Genomic DNA, 15,365 nt, shown 5'->3' on the forward strand with positions numbered 1-15,365 from the left:
GGAGCGTGCTCGGTCATGGCATGGGTTACATGCGGAACACGCCGAAGCGCGTCTGCTGCGGGGCGGCGTTGAGGCTGGCCGACAGGGCCAGGGCCAGCACGCGGCGGGTGTCGGCCGGATCGATCACGCCGTCATCCCACAGGCGTGCGCTGGCGTAGTAGGGGTGGCCCTGCTGCTCGAACTGGTCGCGGATGGGCGACTTGAAGGCGTCCTCTTCCGCTGCCGGCCACTGCCCGCCCTTGGCTTCAATGCCATCGCGCTTCACCGTGGCCAGCACGCTGGCGGCCTGTTCCCCGCCCATCACGCCGATGCGCGCGTTCGGCCACATCCACAGGAAGTTGGGCGAATAGGCGCGGCCGCACATGCCGTAGTTGCCGGCGCCGAACGAACCGCCGATGACCACCGTGAACCTGGGCACCTTGGCGCAGGCCACGGCCATCACCAGCTTGGCGCCATCCTTGGCGATACCGCCCTGTTCGTACTTGCGGCCCACCATGAAGCCGGTGATGTTCTGCAGGAACACCAACGGGATGTTGCGCTGGGTGCACAGCTCGATGAAGTGCGCGCCCTTCAGTGCCGACTCGGAGAACAGGATGCCGTTGTTGGCGATGATGCCGATCGGGTAGCCGTTCAGATGGGCGAAGCCGGTGACCAGCGTGGCGCCGTAGCGCGGCTTGAATTCATCGAAGCGCGAGCCATCGACCAGCCGCGCGATGACTTCGCGCACATCGTAGGGCTTGCGCGTATCGGCGGGAATCACCCCGTACAGATCATGCGCCGGCAGCAGCGGTTCTTCCGATTGCTGCACCGCCATCGCCGGTTCCGGCTTGCGCCAGTTCAACTGGGCAATGATCGCGCGAACGCGTGCCAGTGCCTGCAGGTCGTTGTCGGCCATGTGGTCGGCCACGCCGGAAATGCGCGTATGCACGTCGGCGCCGCCCAGTTCCTCGGCCGTCACCACTTCACCGGTCGCCGCCTTCACCAGCGGCGGGCCGCCCAGGAAGATCGTGCCTTGTTCGCGCACGATCACCGTTTCATCGCTCATCGCCGGCACGTAGGCGCCGCCAGCAGTGCAGCTGCCCATCACGCAGGCGATCTGCGGGATGCCCTGCGCGGACAGGTTGGCCTGGTTGTAGAAGATGCGGCCGAAATGATCGCGGTCCGGGAACACCTCGTCCTGCAGCGGCAGGAACGCACCACCGGAATCGACCAGGTAGATGCAGGGCAGGTGGTTCTGCTCGGCGATCTCCTGCGCGCGCAGGTGCTTCTTCACCGTCATCGGGTAATAGGTACCGCCCTTCACCGTGGCATCGTTGGCCACGATCAAGCATTCCACGCCGCTCACCCGGCCGATGCCGGCCACCACGCCGGCAGCGGGCACGGCATCGTCATACATGCCGTGCGCGGCCAGCGGCGCGATTTCCAGGAAGGCGCTGCCGGGGTCGAGCAGCGCATCGATGCGGTCGCGCACCAGCAGCTTGCCGCGTGCGGTGTGCTTGGTCCGCGCCGCTTCATTGCCGCCCAGCGCGGTGCGCGCCAGGGTGGCATGCAGGTCATCAACGACGGCCTGCATGGCCGCGCGGTTGCTTTCAAACGTTTCGCTGCCCGGTTGCAGCTGGCTGGTGAGGACGGTCATGGCGGTGGCCTTACAGGGTGCGCTGGAACAGTTCGCGGCCGATCAGCATGCGGCGGATCTCCGACGTGCCGGCGCCGATTTCATACAGCTTGGCATCGCGCCACAGACGGCCGGTCGGGTATTCGTTGATGTAGCCGTTGCCGCCCAGGATCTGGATGGCCTGGCCGGTCAGCCAGGTGGCTTTCTCGGCGGCATACAGGATGGCGCCCGCGGCGTCCTGGCGGGTGGTGCGGCCCTGGTCGCAGGCGCGCGCCACGGCATAGACGTAGGCGCGGCAGGCGCCCAGCCCCACGTACATGTCAGCGATCTTGGCCTGGATCAGCTGGAAGCTGCCGATGGCCTCACCGAACTGGTGGCGCTCGTGCACGTAGGGCATCACCACGTCCATGGCCGCGGCCATCAGGCCCAGCGGGCCGCCGGACAGCACCACGCGCTCGTAATCCAGGCCGGACATCAGCACGCGCACGCCGCCGCCCACCTGGCCCAGCACGTTCTCTTCCGGCACTTCGCAGTCCTGGAACACCAGCTCGCAGGTGGGCGAGGAACGCATGCCCAGCTTGTCCAGCTTCTGTGCGGTGGAGAACCCCTTCGTGCCCTTTTCAACCAGGAACGCGGTGATGCCCTTGGCGCCGGCCTCCATGTCGGTTTTGGCGTAGACCACCAGCACATCGGCATCCGGGCCGTTGGTGATCCACATCTTGTTGCCGTTGAGCACGTAGCGGTCGCCGCGCTTGTCGGCACGCAGCTTCATCGACACCACGTCCGAACCCGCGCCCGGTTCGCTCATCGCCAGCGCGCCGACCTTGGCGCCGCTGCACAGGTCGGGCAGGAAGCGCTGCTTCTGTTCCTCGCTGCCGTTCTTGCGCAGCTGGTTCACGCACAGGTTGGAGTGCGCGCCGTAGGACAGGCCGATGCCGCCGGAGGCGCGCGAAATCTCTTCCATCGCCACCACGTGGGCCAGGTAGCCCATGCCGGTGCCGCCGTATGCTTCTTCCACGGTGAGGCCCAGCAGGCCCTGTTCGCCCAGCTTCGGCCACAGCGCCAGCGGGAACTGGTTGCTGGCATCGGCCTCGGCGGCCAGCGGAGCGACCTCGGCAGCGGCAAAATGGGCCACGCTCTGGCGCAGCAGGTCGATCTCTTCGCCAAGATCGAAGTTCAGGGATGGCACGTGCATTGCGGCGGCTCCACGAGGAAGGTGGGGGAATGGACGCACCCGTCAGGGGGAGGCTGGTGGCTGTTGAAGGCAGCGGCCAGCACGGGCGATGGCCCCAGCGTAGCGGGGTTCGGGAAAGAAGTGAACACAAATTCAAAAATTGAAACTAGAATCAGGATATGGCCTACAAACGCTCTGCATTGATGGAAGAACGCTTGGCCGGGGCCCGTGAACGGATCCTGCTGGCGACCCGCGAGCTGGTCGCGGCCGGCGGCTGGCGCAATGCCCCGGTGACCGCCGTGGCGACCCAGGCAGGCGTGTCCACCGGGCTGATCTACCGGCACTTCCCGTCCAAGGCCGAGCTGTTCGTGGAGGTACTGAACGCCGCCGTGGCCCACGAGGTGGAGATCATGGAACGCATCGCCAGCGGCCCCGAAGTGGCCAGCGAGCGCCTGCGCCTGGCCATCACCGCCTTCGTCCGCCGCGCCCTGGCCGGGCCGGGGCTGGCCCACGCCTTCATCGTCGAACCGGTGGACCCGGACGTGGAAGCCGAGCGCATGCGCGGGCGCCGCGCCTTTGGTGATGTATTCCTGCGCCTGGTGGAAGAGGGCGTGGCCGCCGGCGAGCTGCCCGCGCAGGACGCACATGCCACCGCCGCCTGCCTGGTGGGGGCGTTCACCGAAGCGATGGTCGGCCCGACCGCACCCAGCCGCGAAGCGCACCGCGATGAGGGCGCGCTGGTGGACGCCATCTGCAGCTTCTGCCTGCGCGCGATTGGCGCCCCCGTCACCCGGTAGCGCCGGCCGCTGGCCGACGGCGATTGTTGGCGGGGTCAGATCCCTTCTGCGATGCAAAAGGGATCTGACCCCATCCCGCGCGCATGCTGCGCCGCACCAGCATCGACGCCTGTTGTCGCACGCAGAGCGCGTTCTATACTCGCCTCATCACGCAGTCGCTCAGCCGTGGTCCAACGACTATCAGCCAGGGGTAACGAAGAGTGCGGAATTACGATCTGGAGTTCCTGAAACGCTTCTCCATGGTGATCGCGCTGCTGGCAGCCATCACGCTCGGCCTCATCCTTCTGGCGGCCTACATCCACACCCGCATTCCGCCCGAGGTGTCGCCCACCGCGGCCAAGCGCACCGAGCAGCGCATTTCGCCCACCGGCGCGGTGTATGCCGGCAGTACCGGCGCCGCCGCACAGGCTGCAGCCAAGGCCGCCGCACTGGCCAAGGCCGCTTCACAGGTGGCCTACGGCGGCACCAAGGATGGCAAGGTCATCTTCGACAACCTGTGCACCGCCTGCCACACCACCGGCGTCGGCCAGGCGCCCACGCTTGACCATGCGCATTGGGACCAGCGCCTGGCCCAAGGCAAGGACACCCTCTACAAGCACGCCATCGAAGGCTACACCGGCCCCGACGGCGGCATCATGCCGCCCAAGGGCGGCAACCCGGCGCTCACCGAAGAACAGATCCACGCCACCGTGGATTGGATGCTGGGTAACCTGAAATAGGCGTCAACACCCGGAACGGCGGAATGGGGATCGTGGGATCGTGGGATCGCAGATCGTCGGTCGTGGGATCGTGGGTCGGGAATCGTGGGGTCGGGGGGTAGAGTCGACTGTCAGTCGACTATCGCGCGCAGCGCGGGCTTTTCGGCCACGTTGGCAAGAGCAGTCGACTAACAGTCGACTCTACCCCCGGTTCCGGTTCCGGTTTCCCCGCGCCCCCCGCCGGTCGCCGGTCGCCGCCGTTGCGCCCCCGCGCTTTGCCCACCAAGGCCTGATCGCCCAGAGTGCCCCGCGCTGCAAGCGGGCCTGCACATTTCGGGGTTAGTCTGTGCGCCCATTTCGTGGAGTCGCCCGTCGATGCGCCGCCGTTCCCTCGCCCTTGCCCTGTCCCTGCTGCTGCCGGCCACCACTTTTGCCCAGGCCCAGTCGCAGGCCGCGCCGACCTCGACCCCGTCCGCCGCACGCAGCAAGGCGCCGGTCGTACTGACCACCGCGCCGGCCGACTGGCGCGCGCTGGACGGCCAGCACGTGCGCATCGCCGCCCCGCTCACCCTGGCCGGCACCGATGGCCTGGAACGCTTCGGCCAGCTCACCGTGGCCTTCGATGGCCGCCTCTGGCAGCCCACCGAAGTGGCCGCGCCGGGCACGGCCGGCATCGAACAGGTGATGGCCGACAACCAGCGCCGCCGCCTGGTGCTGGATGACGGCAGCGATGCACGCGACCCGGGCAGCGTGCCGTACCTGGCCGGCAACCCGGTGCTGCGCACCGGCATGCAGCTGCGCAACGTGGAAGGCATCGTGCGGGTGGATGCACAGGGCCGTCCCAGCCTGCAGGTGCAGGGCACGCTGAAGCTGCCGGACCTGCAGCGCCCGGCGGTGCCCAAGGTGGCCGGCGACCTGCATATCGCCGCCTTCAACCTGGAGAACTTCTTCAACGGTGACGGTCAGGGCGGTGGCTTCCCGACCCTGCGCGGCGCGCGCACGCTGGACGAACACAAGGCCCAGGTGGCCAAGCTGGTGGCAACCATCAGCGCGCTCGACGCTGATATCGCCGCACTGATGGAACTGGAAAACGATGGTTACGGCCTGCAGTCCGCCATCGCCGAACTGCTTGCGGCGCTCAACGCCAACCTCGAACCAGCCCAGCAATGGGCCATGGTCGATGCCGGCGAAGGCCCGGGCACCAATCCCATCCGCGTTGGCATCATCTACCGCAGGAGCCAGTTCAAGCCGTTGGGCGGTCCGCTGACCAAACTGGATGGTCCGTTCGCCGAACACAGCCGCGCGCCGCTGGCGCAGGCCTTCCAGGGCAATGGCGCCCCGTTCCTGGTGGTGGCCAACCATTTCAAGTCCAAGGGTTGCCGCGATGCCAGCGGTGCCGACGCCGACCAGAACGATGGGCAGGGCTGCTGGAATGCCACCCGCGTGGAGTCGGCGCACCAGCTCAACCAGTGGGTGAATGCCGAAGCGGCGCGCCTGAAGGTCAAGGACATCGTGCTGCTGGGCGACTTCAATGCGTATGCGCAGGAAGACCCGATCCGCACCCTGCATGACCTGGGCTGGCAGGACGCCTTCAAGGTGGCCAAGGTCGAACATCCCTACAGCTACGTCTACAACGGCTACACCGGCCGCCTCGATCACGCGCTGCTGAGCCCGGGCATGGCCAAGCGCCTGCGCGGTGCCGCCGAATGGCACAGCAACGCCGACGAACAGGACGCCAGCGGCTACCAGGGCCGCAACGTGCCGGGCCCGTGGCGCAGCTCCGACCACGACCCACTGCTGCTGGGCTTCGGGAAATAACGTTCAAGCGCGGGGTCAGAGCCCATTCCAACGGAATGGGCTCTGACCCCGATACACCCGCTCACCCCCAGGCGATCAATCCGATCGCCACCACCGCCAGCGCCAGGCCGGCGCGGTTCCACTTCGTGGTGGCCTCGCCGAAGGCGAACACGCCCACCAGCGCACCCAGCACCACCACGCCGATGTTCATGCCGGCGAACACGGTGGCCGGGCTGTCCGGCATCGCCTGGTGCGCGTGTACATAGAAGAGGATGTTGCCGCCGTTGAGCAGGCCCAGCAGCGCACCGGCCCCCAGGTTGCGCCACGCCAGCCGGCTGCGGCCGCTGGCATGCCGCCACAGCTGCAGCGCCAGCATCAGCACGAAGGCCACGCTGAAGCTGGCCAGCACCGCCGCCATCGACGGCGTGCCCGACAGCGCCACCTGCTTGAGCAGCACGTCCACCGCCGCAAAGCCCCCCCACACGCCCAGCAACCAGCCCCAGCCACCGGCCGATGCAGTCACCGTCGGCCCGCGCGGGCGCAGGCTGATGGCCACCATCGCCACCAGGCCAAGCCCCAGGCCGGCCAGCTTCCACGCCGTGGCGGTCTGGCCGAAGAACAGGAAGGCGGCGGCCAGTGACAGCAGCAGCGACAGGCGCTGGGCCACATCGCTGCGCACGATGCCGGCCACGGCCACTGCGCGGCCCAGCACCAGGAAGATCGACGGCAGCACCACCGCCAGCGCCAGCAGCGAAACCCACGGCGCATGCGGCGCACGCAGCGCGTCCAGCGGCGGCTGCAGCACCACGGCAGTGAGGGTGGCGGCTACCAGATAATTCCAGGTCACCATCTGCGGCACGTCCAGCGCGCGGCGGTTGGCCAGCTTCAACAACACCGAAACCAGCACACTGCAGATCACGGCCAGGGACAGGTAGAGCATGGGGCGGGCACAGGGCAGGGGCGGGGGACGCTATCATGGTGCCATGCACAAGCCCTCGTTCCCCGTCGCCCCCGGCGAAACCGCCTGCCTCGTACTGGATGGCCCGGTCGGCCCGCTGGAAGTGGTCGTCGACCTGCCCAAGGCCGATGTGCCGGTGCAGCCGATCGTGGCCATCATCTGCCACCCGCTGTCCACCGAAGGCGGCACCCTGCACAACAAGGTGGTCACCATGGCCGCCACCACCCTGCGCGAGCTGGGCATTGCCACGGTGCGCTTCAACTTCCGCAGTGTCGGCAGCTCCGCAGGCAGCTTCGACCATGGCGTGGGCGAACAGGATGACCTCAAGGCTGTCACCGCCTGGGTGCGCAGCCAGCGTCCGGACGACCGCCTGTGGCTGGCCGGTTTCAGCTTCGGTTCCTTCGTTTCGCTGAAGGCCGCGGGCGAGCTGCAGCCCGAAGCGCTGATCTCGATCGCGCCGCCGGCCGGCCGCTGGGATTTCAGCGGCGTGCAGCCGCCGGCCCGCTGGCTGGTCATCCAGGGCGAGCAGGACGAGATCGTCGACCCGCAGGCCGTCTATCAGTGGCTGGACACGCTGGGCGCGCCGCACGAGCTGGTGCGCATGCCCGAAACCAGCCACTTCTTCCACCGCAAGCTGATCGACCTGCGCGGTGCGCTCACCCACGGCGTCAAGCACTGGCTGGGCGCGGCGGCATGAGCGAGCAGGCGTTGACCCCGTCGCAGCGGTACGCGGCCGGGGTTGCCAGCGGCGACTGGCAGGACGACCCGGCCCAGCACGCGGCCCTGGCCGAACTGGACCGCATCCACCTGGGCCTGGTCGACAGCGCCGAGGACGGCTGGCTGGACCGCCTGTCCTCGTTCTGGAAGAAGCCCGAACCGGTGAAGGGCCTGTACTTCTGGGGCGGTGTCGGCCGAGGCAAGACCTTCCTGGTGGACCTGTTCTACGACGGCCTGCCGATCAAGCAGAAGTACCGCACGCACTTCCACCGCTTCATGCGCAGCGTCCACGAGCGCCTGCGCGAACACCAGGGGCAGAGCGACCCGCTGGCGAAGATCGCCCAGGAATGGCGCAGCAACCTGCGCGTGCTGGTGCTGGACGAGTTCTTCGTCACCGACATCGGCGATGCCATGCTGCTGGCGCGGCTGCTCGAACGCCTGTTCGCCGAAGGCGTGACCCTGGTGACCACCTCCAATACGGCAGTGGAGAACCTGTACCTCAACGGCCTGCAGCGCGAGAGCTTCATGCCGGCCATCGGCCTGCTGCAGCGCTACTGCGTGGAGCTGTACGCCGAGGGCACCGAGGATTACCGCATGCGCGCGCTGACCCGTTCGCCGGTCTACCGCGCGCCGCTGGCCGCCGACAGCGATGGCTGGCTGGCCAGCCGCTGGGGTGAACTGAGTGGCGGGCAGCCGGCCAAGGCCGGCAACATCGAGATCGAAGGCCGCAAGATTCCGGTGCGCGGCCGCGGCAAGAGCATTGCCTGGTTTGATTTCGCCGCCCTGTGCGAAGGCCCGCGCGGCCCGTCGGATTACATCGAGATCGCGCACGAGTTCAACACGGTGCTGCTGGGCGACATTCCCGCCTTCGACCGCCTGAATGAAGATGCCGCGCGTCGCTTCGTCAACCTGATCGACGAGCTGTACGACCGCCACGTCAACCTGGTCTGCACCGCCAGCACCTCGCCGGTGGAACTGTATGCCGGCGAGCGCCTGCAGGGCGCCTTCGAGCGCACCGCCTCGCGCCTGATTGAAATGCAGAGCGCCGAGTACCTGGGCACCCCGCACCGGGCGTAAGCGCGGTGCGTCGCGGATGGATGCGTTGCCGGCCAGCGGCCGGCACTACCATGCCGCGGTCCCGGTAGTGCCGGCCGCTGGCCGGCATCAGACCCTCGGCTATCGGCTCGGCGCCACCGCATCGCTCTGCGGCTGCTCGCGCGCGCTGGCTGCCGCCTGCAGGGTGTCGCCACGTTCGATCAACCGCAGCGGCTGCCCCTGGTAGCGCACTTCCAGCGCATCGTGGGCCTCGGCCACGGCCGCCACCAGCGGGCACAGGGCCTGCGCGCGGGCTTCGATGCGCTCGGCGCGGCCTTCCAGCTGCTGCTCCATCTGCGCATCCAGGCGATCGGCGCGCTCTTCCATCGCATCGCTGCGGCCGGTGACCATCTGCCACAGCATGCTGCGCGCGATGGACGCCGACAGCGACTCGGCCATGTCCTGCACCCTGGCCTCGAACCCCGGCCCGAACACCGCCTGTTCCCAGTAGCCCTTGCCCAGGGTGCTGCCGATCCAGTCATCGGCCTGCCGCCGCAGGCGCCGCACCTTGCGGCTGTTGGCAGTGCCGGTGAGGCTTTCATAGACTCCATCAAGCACGTCGAAGCTCAGCCCGCTCACTTCATGCGCCAGCGCCGTGGCCGCCGGCATCAGCTGCCGCGCCCCGGCTTCCATCTGCCGCAGGCGGGCTGCATCGGCCTCGCTGACCGGCACCACCGTGTTGTCCAGGCTCAGTACGCCATCGTGGAACACCACCTCATGCGGCGCCTGTGGGCCATGCCGCAACCAGATGCCGCCGCTGTCCACCAGCACGTCGTAGTCGGTGCGCATGCCGCATTGGTCCGCGCGCAGCGTCGGGGCGTCGGCGGCCATCACCGGGGCGGTGGCCAGGCCGGCCAGCAGGGCCAGGGCGGGGAGGGGCAGACGCATGGTGGAATCCTTTCCGATCAGTGCAGGTCCCCAGCATCGCGCGCCAGGGCGGTGCCGTCACTGGCCGGAAGTCACTGTCCGGGTGTGCATCCATCGGCCATACCGGCTTTCCCACCGGCTGCCCACCCTCTATCCACAGGGTTGTCCCTAGCCAGCTTCATCACTGTCATGTGAAGCTGTCATTGTTCCGTTTCCGCAGCACGTTGTACCGCCGATGTGACGCCTTCCGGGCTTGACTGCGCAGCCCGTTCCGGCAGGTCCAAAGCGTCCGGACACGGCGTCGATGGCATGATCCTTGCGCCGCAAGGGATTACCAAATTTCACTACATTTGGCGTTGACGGCCCCCATCACCCCCACTATCTTGTGGCCGTCGGTCGCAGCTACCCCAACTCCCGGGTCCGCAGCGGGTCCACCACGGTACCCGCCAGCGATCGCCAACCGGCAGCGGAAGGCGCAGGGTCTCACCTCCTGCGACGCCGTCCTGCCACCCTGGGCTGTCATGTCCCGGGCTGCGTCACCCCCGATGCATCGAGCACCCCTACATCACGCCAAGAGGACACACGCCGTGACCACCGAATCCAGCGCCACCATCGAGAAGGAAAGCGAGTTCCTGCTGACGTCGCCGCCGACGGCCAACGCGATGAGCGTGACCAAGCGCAACGGCACGACCGAGCTGGTGGACCTGAACAAGATCGTGCGCGCAGTGCAGCGTTCCTCCGAAGGCCTGCACGCCGTCGATCCGATGCGCGTGGCCACCCGTACCATCTCCGGCCTGTACAACGGCGCCACCACCCGCGAACTGGACGAACTGTCCATCCGCACCGCCGCCCTGCTGATCGGTGAAGAGCCCGAGTACGGCCGCCTGGCCGCGCGCCTGCTGGCCAACTACATCGCCAAGGAAGTGTCGGGCCAGGAAATCTACGCCTTCTCGCAGTCGGTCAGCCGTGGCCACGAAGTGGGCCTGATCAACGACCGCCTGCTGAACTTCGTGCAGACCAACGCACGCAAGCTCAACGATGCCATCGACATCTCGCTGGACCTGAACTTCGATTACTTCGGCCTGCGTACCCTGTACGACCGCTACCTGCTGCGCCATCCGCACACCCGCAAGGTCATCGAGACCCCGCAGCAGTTCTTCCTGCGCATCGCCAGCGCGCTGAGCGAAGACGTGTCCGAGACCCTGGCGCTGTACAAGCGCATGGGCAACCTGGACTACCTGCCGTCCAGCCCGACCCTGTTCAATTCCGGCACCACCCACGAGCAGCTGTCCTCGTGCTTCCTGCTGGATTCGCCGCAGGATTCGCTGGAATCGATCTACTCCAAGTACGGCGACATCGCCCAGCTGTCCAAGTTCTCCGGCGGCATCGGCGTCAGCTACACCCGCGTGCGTTCGCGTGGTTCGCTCATCAAGTCCACCAACGGCCATTCCAACGGCATCGTGCCGTGGCTGAAGACCATGGATTCGTCCGTGGCGGCGGTAAACCAGGGCGGCAAGCGCAAGGGCGCGGCCTGCGTCTACCTGGAAACCTGGCACGCCGACATCGAGGATTTCCTCGAACTGCGTGACAACACCGGTGACGAAGCCCGCCGTACCCACAACCTGAACCTGGCCAACTGGGTGCCGGACCTGTTCATGAAGCGCGTCGAGGCCGACCAGGAATGGTCGCTGTTCGATCCGCGCGTCGTGCCGGAATTCACCGACCTGTTCGGCGAAGCCTTCGAGGCTGCCTACCTGCAGGCCGAAGCCCAGGGCAAGGCCAACCGCACCATCTCCGCCCGCAAGCTGTACGCCCGCATGATGCGTACCCTGGCCGAGACCGGTAACGGCTGGATGACCTTCAAGGACAAGTGCAACCGCGCCAGCAACCAGACCCTGCGTCCGGGCAACGTGATCCACCTGTCCAACCTGTGCACGGAAATCCTGGAAGTCACCTCCAACGATGAAACCGCCGTGTGCAACCTGGGTTCGATCAACCTGGGCAACCACTTCGACGAGCACAACGAGTTCGACTTCGAGAAGCTGGCCGAGACCGTGCGCCTGGCCGTGCGCCAGCTCGACCGCGTCATCGACCTGAACTTCTACCCGATCGAAACCGCCCGCCGCGCCAACCTGCGCTGGCGTCCGGTCGGCCTGGGCTGCATGGGCCTGCAGGACGTGTTCTTCCGCAAGCGCCTGCCGTTCGACAGCGCCGAAGCCCGCGCCCTGTCGAAGAAGATTGCCGAAACCATCTACTTCCACGCCCTGGAAACCTCCTCGGAGCTGGCCCAGGAACGCGGCAAGCACCCGTCGTTCAACGACACCCGTGCCGCCAGCGGCGAACTGCAGTTCGACGCCTGGAACGTGGTGCCCGAAGACACCGCACGCTGGGATGCCCTGCGCGCACGCATCAAGGAACACGGCCTGCGCAACTCGCTGATGATCGCGATTGCTCCGACCGCCACCATCGCTTCGATCGCCGGTTGCTACGAGTGCGTCGAACCGCAGGTGTCCAACCTGTTCAAGCGCGAAACCCTGTCCGGTGACTTCCTGCAGGTCAACCGCTACCTGGTGAACGAGCTGAAGAAGCTGGGCCTGTGGACCGCCGATATGCGCGATGCCATCAAGCTGGCCGAAGGTTCCATCGCCGGCGTGGCGCAGATTCCGGAAGCCCTGCGCGAGGTCTACCGCACCGCGTGGGAACTGCCGATGCGTTCGCTGATCGACATGGCCGCCGAGCGTGGCGCCTTCATCGACCAGTCGGCCTCGCTCAACCTGTTCATGGAAAGCCCGAACATCGGCGCGATGTCCTCCATGTACATGTACGCCTGGAAGCAGGGCATCAAGACCACCTACTACCTGCGTTCGCGCCCGGCCACCAAGATCGCCAAGACCACGGTGAGCAGCGCAGCCCCGGCCAAGGTGTTCACCCCGGACGAAGCCATCGCCTGCTCGCTGGAAAACCCGGAAGCCTGCGAGGCCTGCCAGTAACGCCGTGCGGTAGTGCCGGCCGCTGGCCGGCAACCCCGCGGTAGGTGCCGACCGTTGGTCGGCACTGCTGCTCGAATACGGAAACACCAAGGTAGCGCCGGGCCACGCCCGGCGTTTTGACCCGAGAAGACAAGGAAACACCCATGGCCGACACGCCCAAGCAGATGCTGCTCGATCCCGGTTTTGAACTGACCCTGCGCCCGATGCGCTACCCGCAGTTCTATGACATGTACCGGAACGCGATCAAGAACACCTGGACGGTGGAAGAGATCAACTTCCAGATCGACATCACCGACCTGCACAGCAAGATGTCGCCGGGTGAGCGTCACCTGATCCACCGCCTGGTCGCGTTCTTCGCCACCGGCGATTCGATCGTGTCCAACAACCTGGTGCTGAACCTGTACCAGCACTTGAACGCGCCCGAAGCGCGCATGTACCTGTCGCGCCAGCTGTACGAAGAAGCGCTGCACGTGCAGTTCTACCTGACCCTGCTCGACAACTACCTGCCGGATCCGGAGGAGCGCGTCAAAGCCTTCGCCGCGGTGGAAAACATCGACTCGATCAAGAAGAAGGCCGACTTCTGCTTCAAGTGGATCGACTCGATCCAGGACCTCAAGCGCATCGAAACCCGTGCCGAGCGCCGCCAGTTCCTGCTGAACCAGATCTGCTTCGCCGCGTGCATCGAAGGCCTGTTCTTCTTCGCCGCCTTCGCCTACGTGTACTACTTCCGTTCGCGCGGCCTGCTGCCGGGTCTGGCCTCGGGCACCAACTGGGTGTTCCGCGACGAAAGCGCGCACATGGAGTTCGCGTTTGAATCGGTGCGCGTCGTTCGTGAGGAAGAGCCGGACCTGTTCGACGACGAAATGAAGCAGCAGGTCTATGACATGCTGGCCGAAGCCATCGAGTGCGAAGTGCAGTTTGCCGAGGACGTGCTGTCCGGTGGCGTGGCGGGTATCTCGACCCGCGACATGCGCCAGTACCTGCAGCACTGCGCCGACCAGCACTTCGCCAAGCTGGGCATGGAAAAGAAGTACAACGTGCGCAACCCGCTGCCGTTCATGGAACTGCAGGACGTGCAGGAACTGACCAACTTCTTCGAGCGCCGCGTCTCGGCCTACCAGGTGGGCGTGCAGGGCGAAGTCGCCTTCGACATGAATTTCTGATCGAACCGGTCAGGCCTGTCGCAACAGAAAACCCCGGCGAATGCCGGGGTTTTTTGTGGCCGAACGTGGGCCCTCTGTAGAGCCGAGCTTGCTCGACTGCTCTTGCGCCTTTGTAGAGTCGAGCTTGCTCGACTGCTCTGCGCGAACGGCAGTCGAGCAAGCTCGACTCCACAAAGAGCGGTTACCGTCGCCCTTCCACCGCCATCCGCACGGCCAGCCCGGCCATCACCGTGCCCATCAACCAGCGCTGCGCGGCGTGCGTGCTTTCGTAGAGTCGAGCTTGCTCGACTGCTTTCCGCGAACGGCAGTCGAGCAAGCTCGACGCTACAGAGAGCGGTTACCGCCGCCCTTCCACCGCCATCCGCACGGCCAGCCCGGCCAGCACCGTGCCCATCAGCCAGCGCTGCGCGGCCTGCCAGCTCGGCCTCGCGGCCAGGAACGCCGCAATGCTGCCGGCCATCAGCACGATCACCGTGTTCACCGCCAGGCTGACCCCGATCTGGGTGAAGCCCAGCACCACCGACTGGGCCAGCACGCTGCCGTGGCCGTCCGGGTGCAGGAACTGCGGCAGCAGGGACAGGTACATCACCGCGATCTTCGGGTTCAGCAGGTTGGTCAGGAAACCCATCGCGAACAACCGGCGCGGGCTGTCCACGGGCAGCGCATGCACCGCGAACGGCGAGCGACCGCCCGGCTTCACCGCCTGCCAGGCCAGGTACAGCAGGTACAGCGCGCCGCCGATGCGCAGCGTGTCGTAGGCGAAGGGCACGGTCATCAGCAGGGCGGTGATGCCCAGCGCCGCGCACAGCATGTAGAACACGAAGCCCAGCGCCACGCCGCCCAGCGACACCAGCCCAGCACGGCGGCCCTGGCAGATCGAGCGCGAGACCAGGTAGACCATGTTCGGCCCAGGCGTGAGCACCATGCCCAGCGACAACAGGGCAAAGGCCAACAGGTCGGAAGCGGCAGGCATGGGCAGTCCGTGCAGTGGGCGTGGCGCAGTGTAGCGCCGCCTGCACCGGGCCTGGCTTAAAATCGCCGCACCCCACACCGATGGCCCCGCCATGACCCCCATCCCCGAAACCGTGCCGCCCATCGAAGTGCGCATGGCCGAAATCGTCTTCCCCAACCACACCAACCACATGGGCACGCTGTTCGGTGGCCAGGCGCTGGCGTGGATGGACAAGGCCGCCTTCCTGGCCGCCGCCCGCTATTCGCGCCGCACCGTGGTGACCGCGCGCAGCGACCAGGTCGATTTCAAGCTGCCCATCCGCATCGGCCAGATGGTGGAAACCGTGGGCCGCATCGTCGAAGTGGGCCGCAGCTCGATGAAGGTCGAGGTGGAGCTGATTGCCGAGGACCTGCACAGCGGCGAGCGCAAGCTGTGCACCCGCGGCCACTTCGTGATGATCGCGCTGGGCGACGACGGCCATCCGACCGCGGTGCCGGCCCTGCCGGGCGCCCCGGCGGCCGACCCGGCCAGCTGACCACGCG

General features: G+C 67.0%; 13 protein-coding genes and 1 pseudogene. 8 read left to right on the plus strand and 6 right to left on the minus strand.

The window, feature by feature from the left end; genetic code table 11:
* Positions 1-25 precede the first annotated feature (25 nt).
* Entirely contained in the window at positions 26-1,636 is a 1,611-nt protein-coding gene (locus C1924_RS01135) for a carboxyl transferase domain-containing protein (protein WP_108763702.1), read from the minus strand.
* A 10-nt stretch (positions 1,637-1,646) separates the two neighbouring features.
* Positions 1,647-2,810 carry an isovaleryl-CoA dehydrogenase gene (locus C1924_RS01140; RefSeq protein WP_108763703.1) on the minus strand — a complete coding sequence of 388 codons (1,164 nt, stop codon included), beginning with the start codon at positions 2,808-2,810 and terminating at the stop codon, positions 1,647-1,649.
* Positions 2,811-2,968: 158 nt separating this feature from the next.
* Here C1924_RS01140 and C1924_RS01145 point away from each other — a divergent pair, with 158 nt between their 5' ends.
* The 3 genes from C1924_RS01145 to C1924_RS01155 all read left to right on the plus strand — a co-directional run bounded on the left by C1924_RS01145 (position 2,969) and on the right by C1924_RS01155 (position 6,102).
* Positions 2,969-3,586 (plus strand): TetR/AcrR family transcriptional regulator, encoded by a 618-nt coding sequence (locus C1924_RS01145; RefSeq protein ID WP_108763704.1) that lies wholly within the window; start codon positions 2,969-2,971, stop codon positions 3,584-3,586.
* A 200-nt stretch (positions 3,587-3,786) separates the two neighbouring features.
* On the plus strand, positions 3,787-4,305 hold the full coding sequence (locus tag C1924_RS01150; RefSeq protein WP_079224832.1) for a c-type cytochrome: 519 nt from the start codon (positions 3,787-3,789) through the stop codon (positions 4,303-4,305).
* A 354-nt stretch (positions 4,306-4,659) separates the two neighbouring features.
* Positions 4,660-6,102 (plus strand): ExeM/NucH family extracellular endonuclease, encoded by a 1,443-nt coding sequence (locus C1924_RS01155; RefSeq protein ID WP_108763705.1) that lies wholly within the window; start codon positions 4,660-4,662, stop codon positions 6,100-6,102.
* A 61-nt stretch (positions 6,103-6,163) separates the two neighbouring features.
* Here C1924_RS01155 and C1924_RS01160 read toward each other — a convergent pair whose 3' ends face one another.
* Entirely contained in the window at positions 6,164-7,021 is an 858-nt protein-coding gene (locus C1924_RS01160) for a hypothetical protein (RefSeq protein ID WP_108763706.1), read from the minus strand.
* A 43-nt stretch (positions 7,022-7,064) separates the two neighbouring features.
* Here C1924_RS01160 and C1924_RS01165 point away from each other — a divergent pair, with 43 nt between their 5' ends.
* Both C1924_RS01165 and zapE read left to right on the plus strand, forming a co-directional pair.
* The gene (locus C1924_RS01165) at positions 7,065-7,736 is read left to right on the plus strand and encodes a CocE/NonD family hydrolase (protein WP_108763707.1); all 672 of its coding nucleotides are present in this window, start codon (positions 7,065-7,067) and stop codon (positions 7,734-7,736) included.
* Complete coding sequence (gene zapE, locus C1924_RS01170) at positions 7,733-8,833, plus strand: cell division protein ZapE (protein ID WP_108763708.1); 1,101 nt, start codon at positions 7,733-7,735, stop codon at positions 8,831-8,833. Before C1924_RS01165 ends, zapE begins: the two co-directional genes overlap by 4 nt.
* Before the next feature lie 99 nt (positions 8,834-8,932).
* Here zapE and C1924_RS01175 read toward each other — a convergent pair whose 3' ends face one another.
* A complete protein-coding gene (locus C1924_RS01175) occupies positions 8,933-9,739 on the minus strand; it encodes a DUF2884 family protein (RefSeq protein WP_108763709.1) in 807 nt (268 codons plus the stop codon).
* Between the two features lie 566 nt (positions 9,740-10,305).
* Between C1924_RS01175 and C1924_RS01180 the strand changes: the two genes are divergently transcribed.
* Together C1924_RS01180 and C1924_RS01185 are read left to right on the plus strand one after the other, a co-directional pair.
* On the plus strand, positions 10,306-12,708 hold the full coding sequence (locus C1924_RS01180; RefSeq protein ID WP_108763710.1) for a ribonucleoside-diphosphate reductase subunit alpha: 2,403 nt from the start codon (positions 10,306-10,308) through the stop codon (positions 12,706-12,708).
* A 143-nt stretch (positions 12,709-12,851) separates the two neighbouring features.
* Positions 12,852-13,871 carry a ribonucleotide-diphosphate reductase subunit beta gene (locus C1924_RS01185; RefSeq protein ID WP_108763711.1) on the plus strand — a complete coding sequence of 340 codons (1,020 nt, stop codon included), beginning with the start codon at positions 12,852-12,854 and terminating at the stop codon, positions 13,869-13,871.
* A 181-nt stretch (positions 13,872-14,052) separates the two neighbouring features.
* On the opposite strand, the pseudogene C1924_RS20685 reads toward C1924_RS01185, so the two are convergent.
* Together C1924_RS20685 and C1924_RS01195 are read right to left on the minus strand one after the other, a co-directional pair.
* Positions 14,053-14,121 (minus strand): annotated as a pseudogene (locus C1924_RS20685) (LysE family translocator); the annotation flags it as partial.
* 87 nt (positions 14,122-14,208) lie between these two features.
* Positions 14,209-14,844 carry a LysE family translocator gene (locus C1924_RS01195; protein ID WP_108763712.1) on the minus strand — a complete coding sequence of 212 codons (636 nt, stop codon included), beginning with the start codon at positions 14,842-14,844 and terminating at the stop codon, positions 14,209-14,211.
* Positions 14,845-14,935: 91 nt separating this feature from the next.
* Here C1924_RS01195 and C1924_RS01200 point away from each other — a divergent pair, with 91 nt between their 5' ends.
* Positions 14,936-15,358 (plus strand): acyl-CoA thioesterase, encoded by a 423-nt coding sequence (locus tag C1924_RS01200; RefSeq protein ID WP_108763713.1) that lies wholly within the window; start codon positions 14,936-14,938, stop codon positions 15,356-15,358.
* Positions 15,359-15,365 lie beyond the last annotated feature (7 nt).

The sequence above is a fragment of the Stenotrophomonas sp. ESTM1D_MKCIP4_1 genome, from assembly GCF_003086895.1.
GTDB lineage: Bacteria > Pseudomonadota > Gammaproteobacteria > Xanthomonadales > Xanthomonadaceae > Stenotrophomonas.

Excerpts from the sequence above, each read along its gene's own strand:
- C1924_RS01185 (WP_108763711.1), top strand. The coding sequence starts at position 12,852 with ATGGCCGACACGCCCAAGCAGATGCTGCTCGATCCCGGTTTTGAACTG.
- C1924_RS01195 (WP_108763712.1), bottom strand. The coding sequence starts at position 14,844 with ATGCCTGCCGCTTCCGACCTGTTGGCCTTTGCCCTGTTGTCGCTGGGC.
- C1924_RS01140 (WP_108763703.1), bottom strand. The coding sequence starts at position 2,810 with ATGCACGTGCCATCCCTGAACTTCGATCTTGGCGAAGAGATCGACCTG.
- C1924_RS01135 (WP_108763702.1), bottom strand. The coding sequence starts at position 1,636 with ATGACCGTCCTCACCAGCCAGCTGCAACCGGGCAGCGAAACGTTTGAA.
- C1924_RS01175 (WP_108763709.1), bottom strand. The coding sequence starts at position 9,739 with ATGCGTCTGCCCCTCCCCGCCCTGGCCCTGCTGGCCGGCCTGGCCACC.
- C1924_RS01165 (WP_108763707.1), top strand. The coding sequence starts at position 7,065 with ATGCACAAGCCCTCGTTCCCCGTCGCCCCCGGCGAAACCGCCTGCCTC.
- C1924_RS01145 (WP_108763704.1), top strand. The coding sequence starts at position 2,969 with ATGGCCTACAAACGCTCTGCATTGATGGAAGAACGCTTGGCCGGGGCC.
- C1924_RS01160 (WP_108763706.1), bottom strand. The coding sequence starts at position 7,021 with ATGCTCTACCTGTCCCTGGCCGTGATCTGCAGTGTGCTGGTTTCGGTG.
- C1924_RS01155 (WP_108763705.1), top strand. The coding sequence starts at position 4,660 with ATGCGCCGCCGTTCCCTCGCCCTTGCCCTGTCCCTGCTGCTGCCGGCC.
- C1924_RS01200 (WP_108763713.1), top strand. The coding sequence starts at position 14,936 with ATGACCCCCATCCCCGAAACCGTGCCGCCCATCGAAGTGCGCATGGCC.
- zapE (WP_108763708.1), top strand. The coding sequence starts at position 7,733 with ATGAGCGAGCAGGCGTTGACCCCGTCGCAGCGGTACGCGGCCGGGGTT.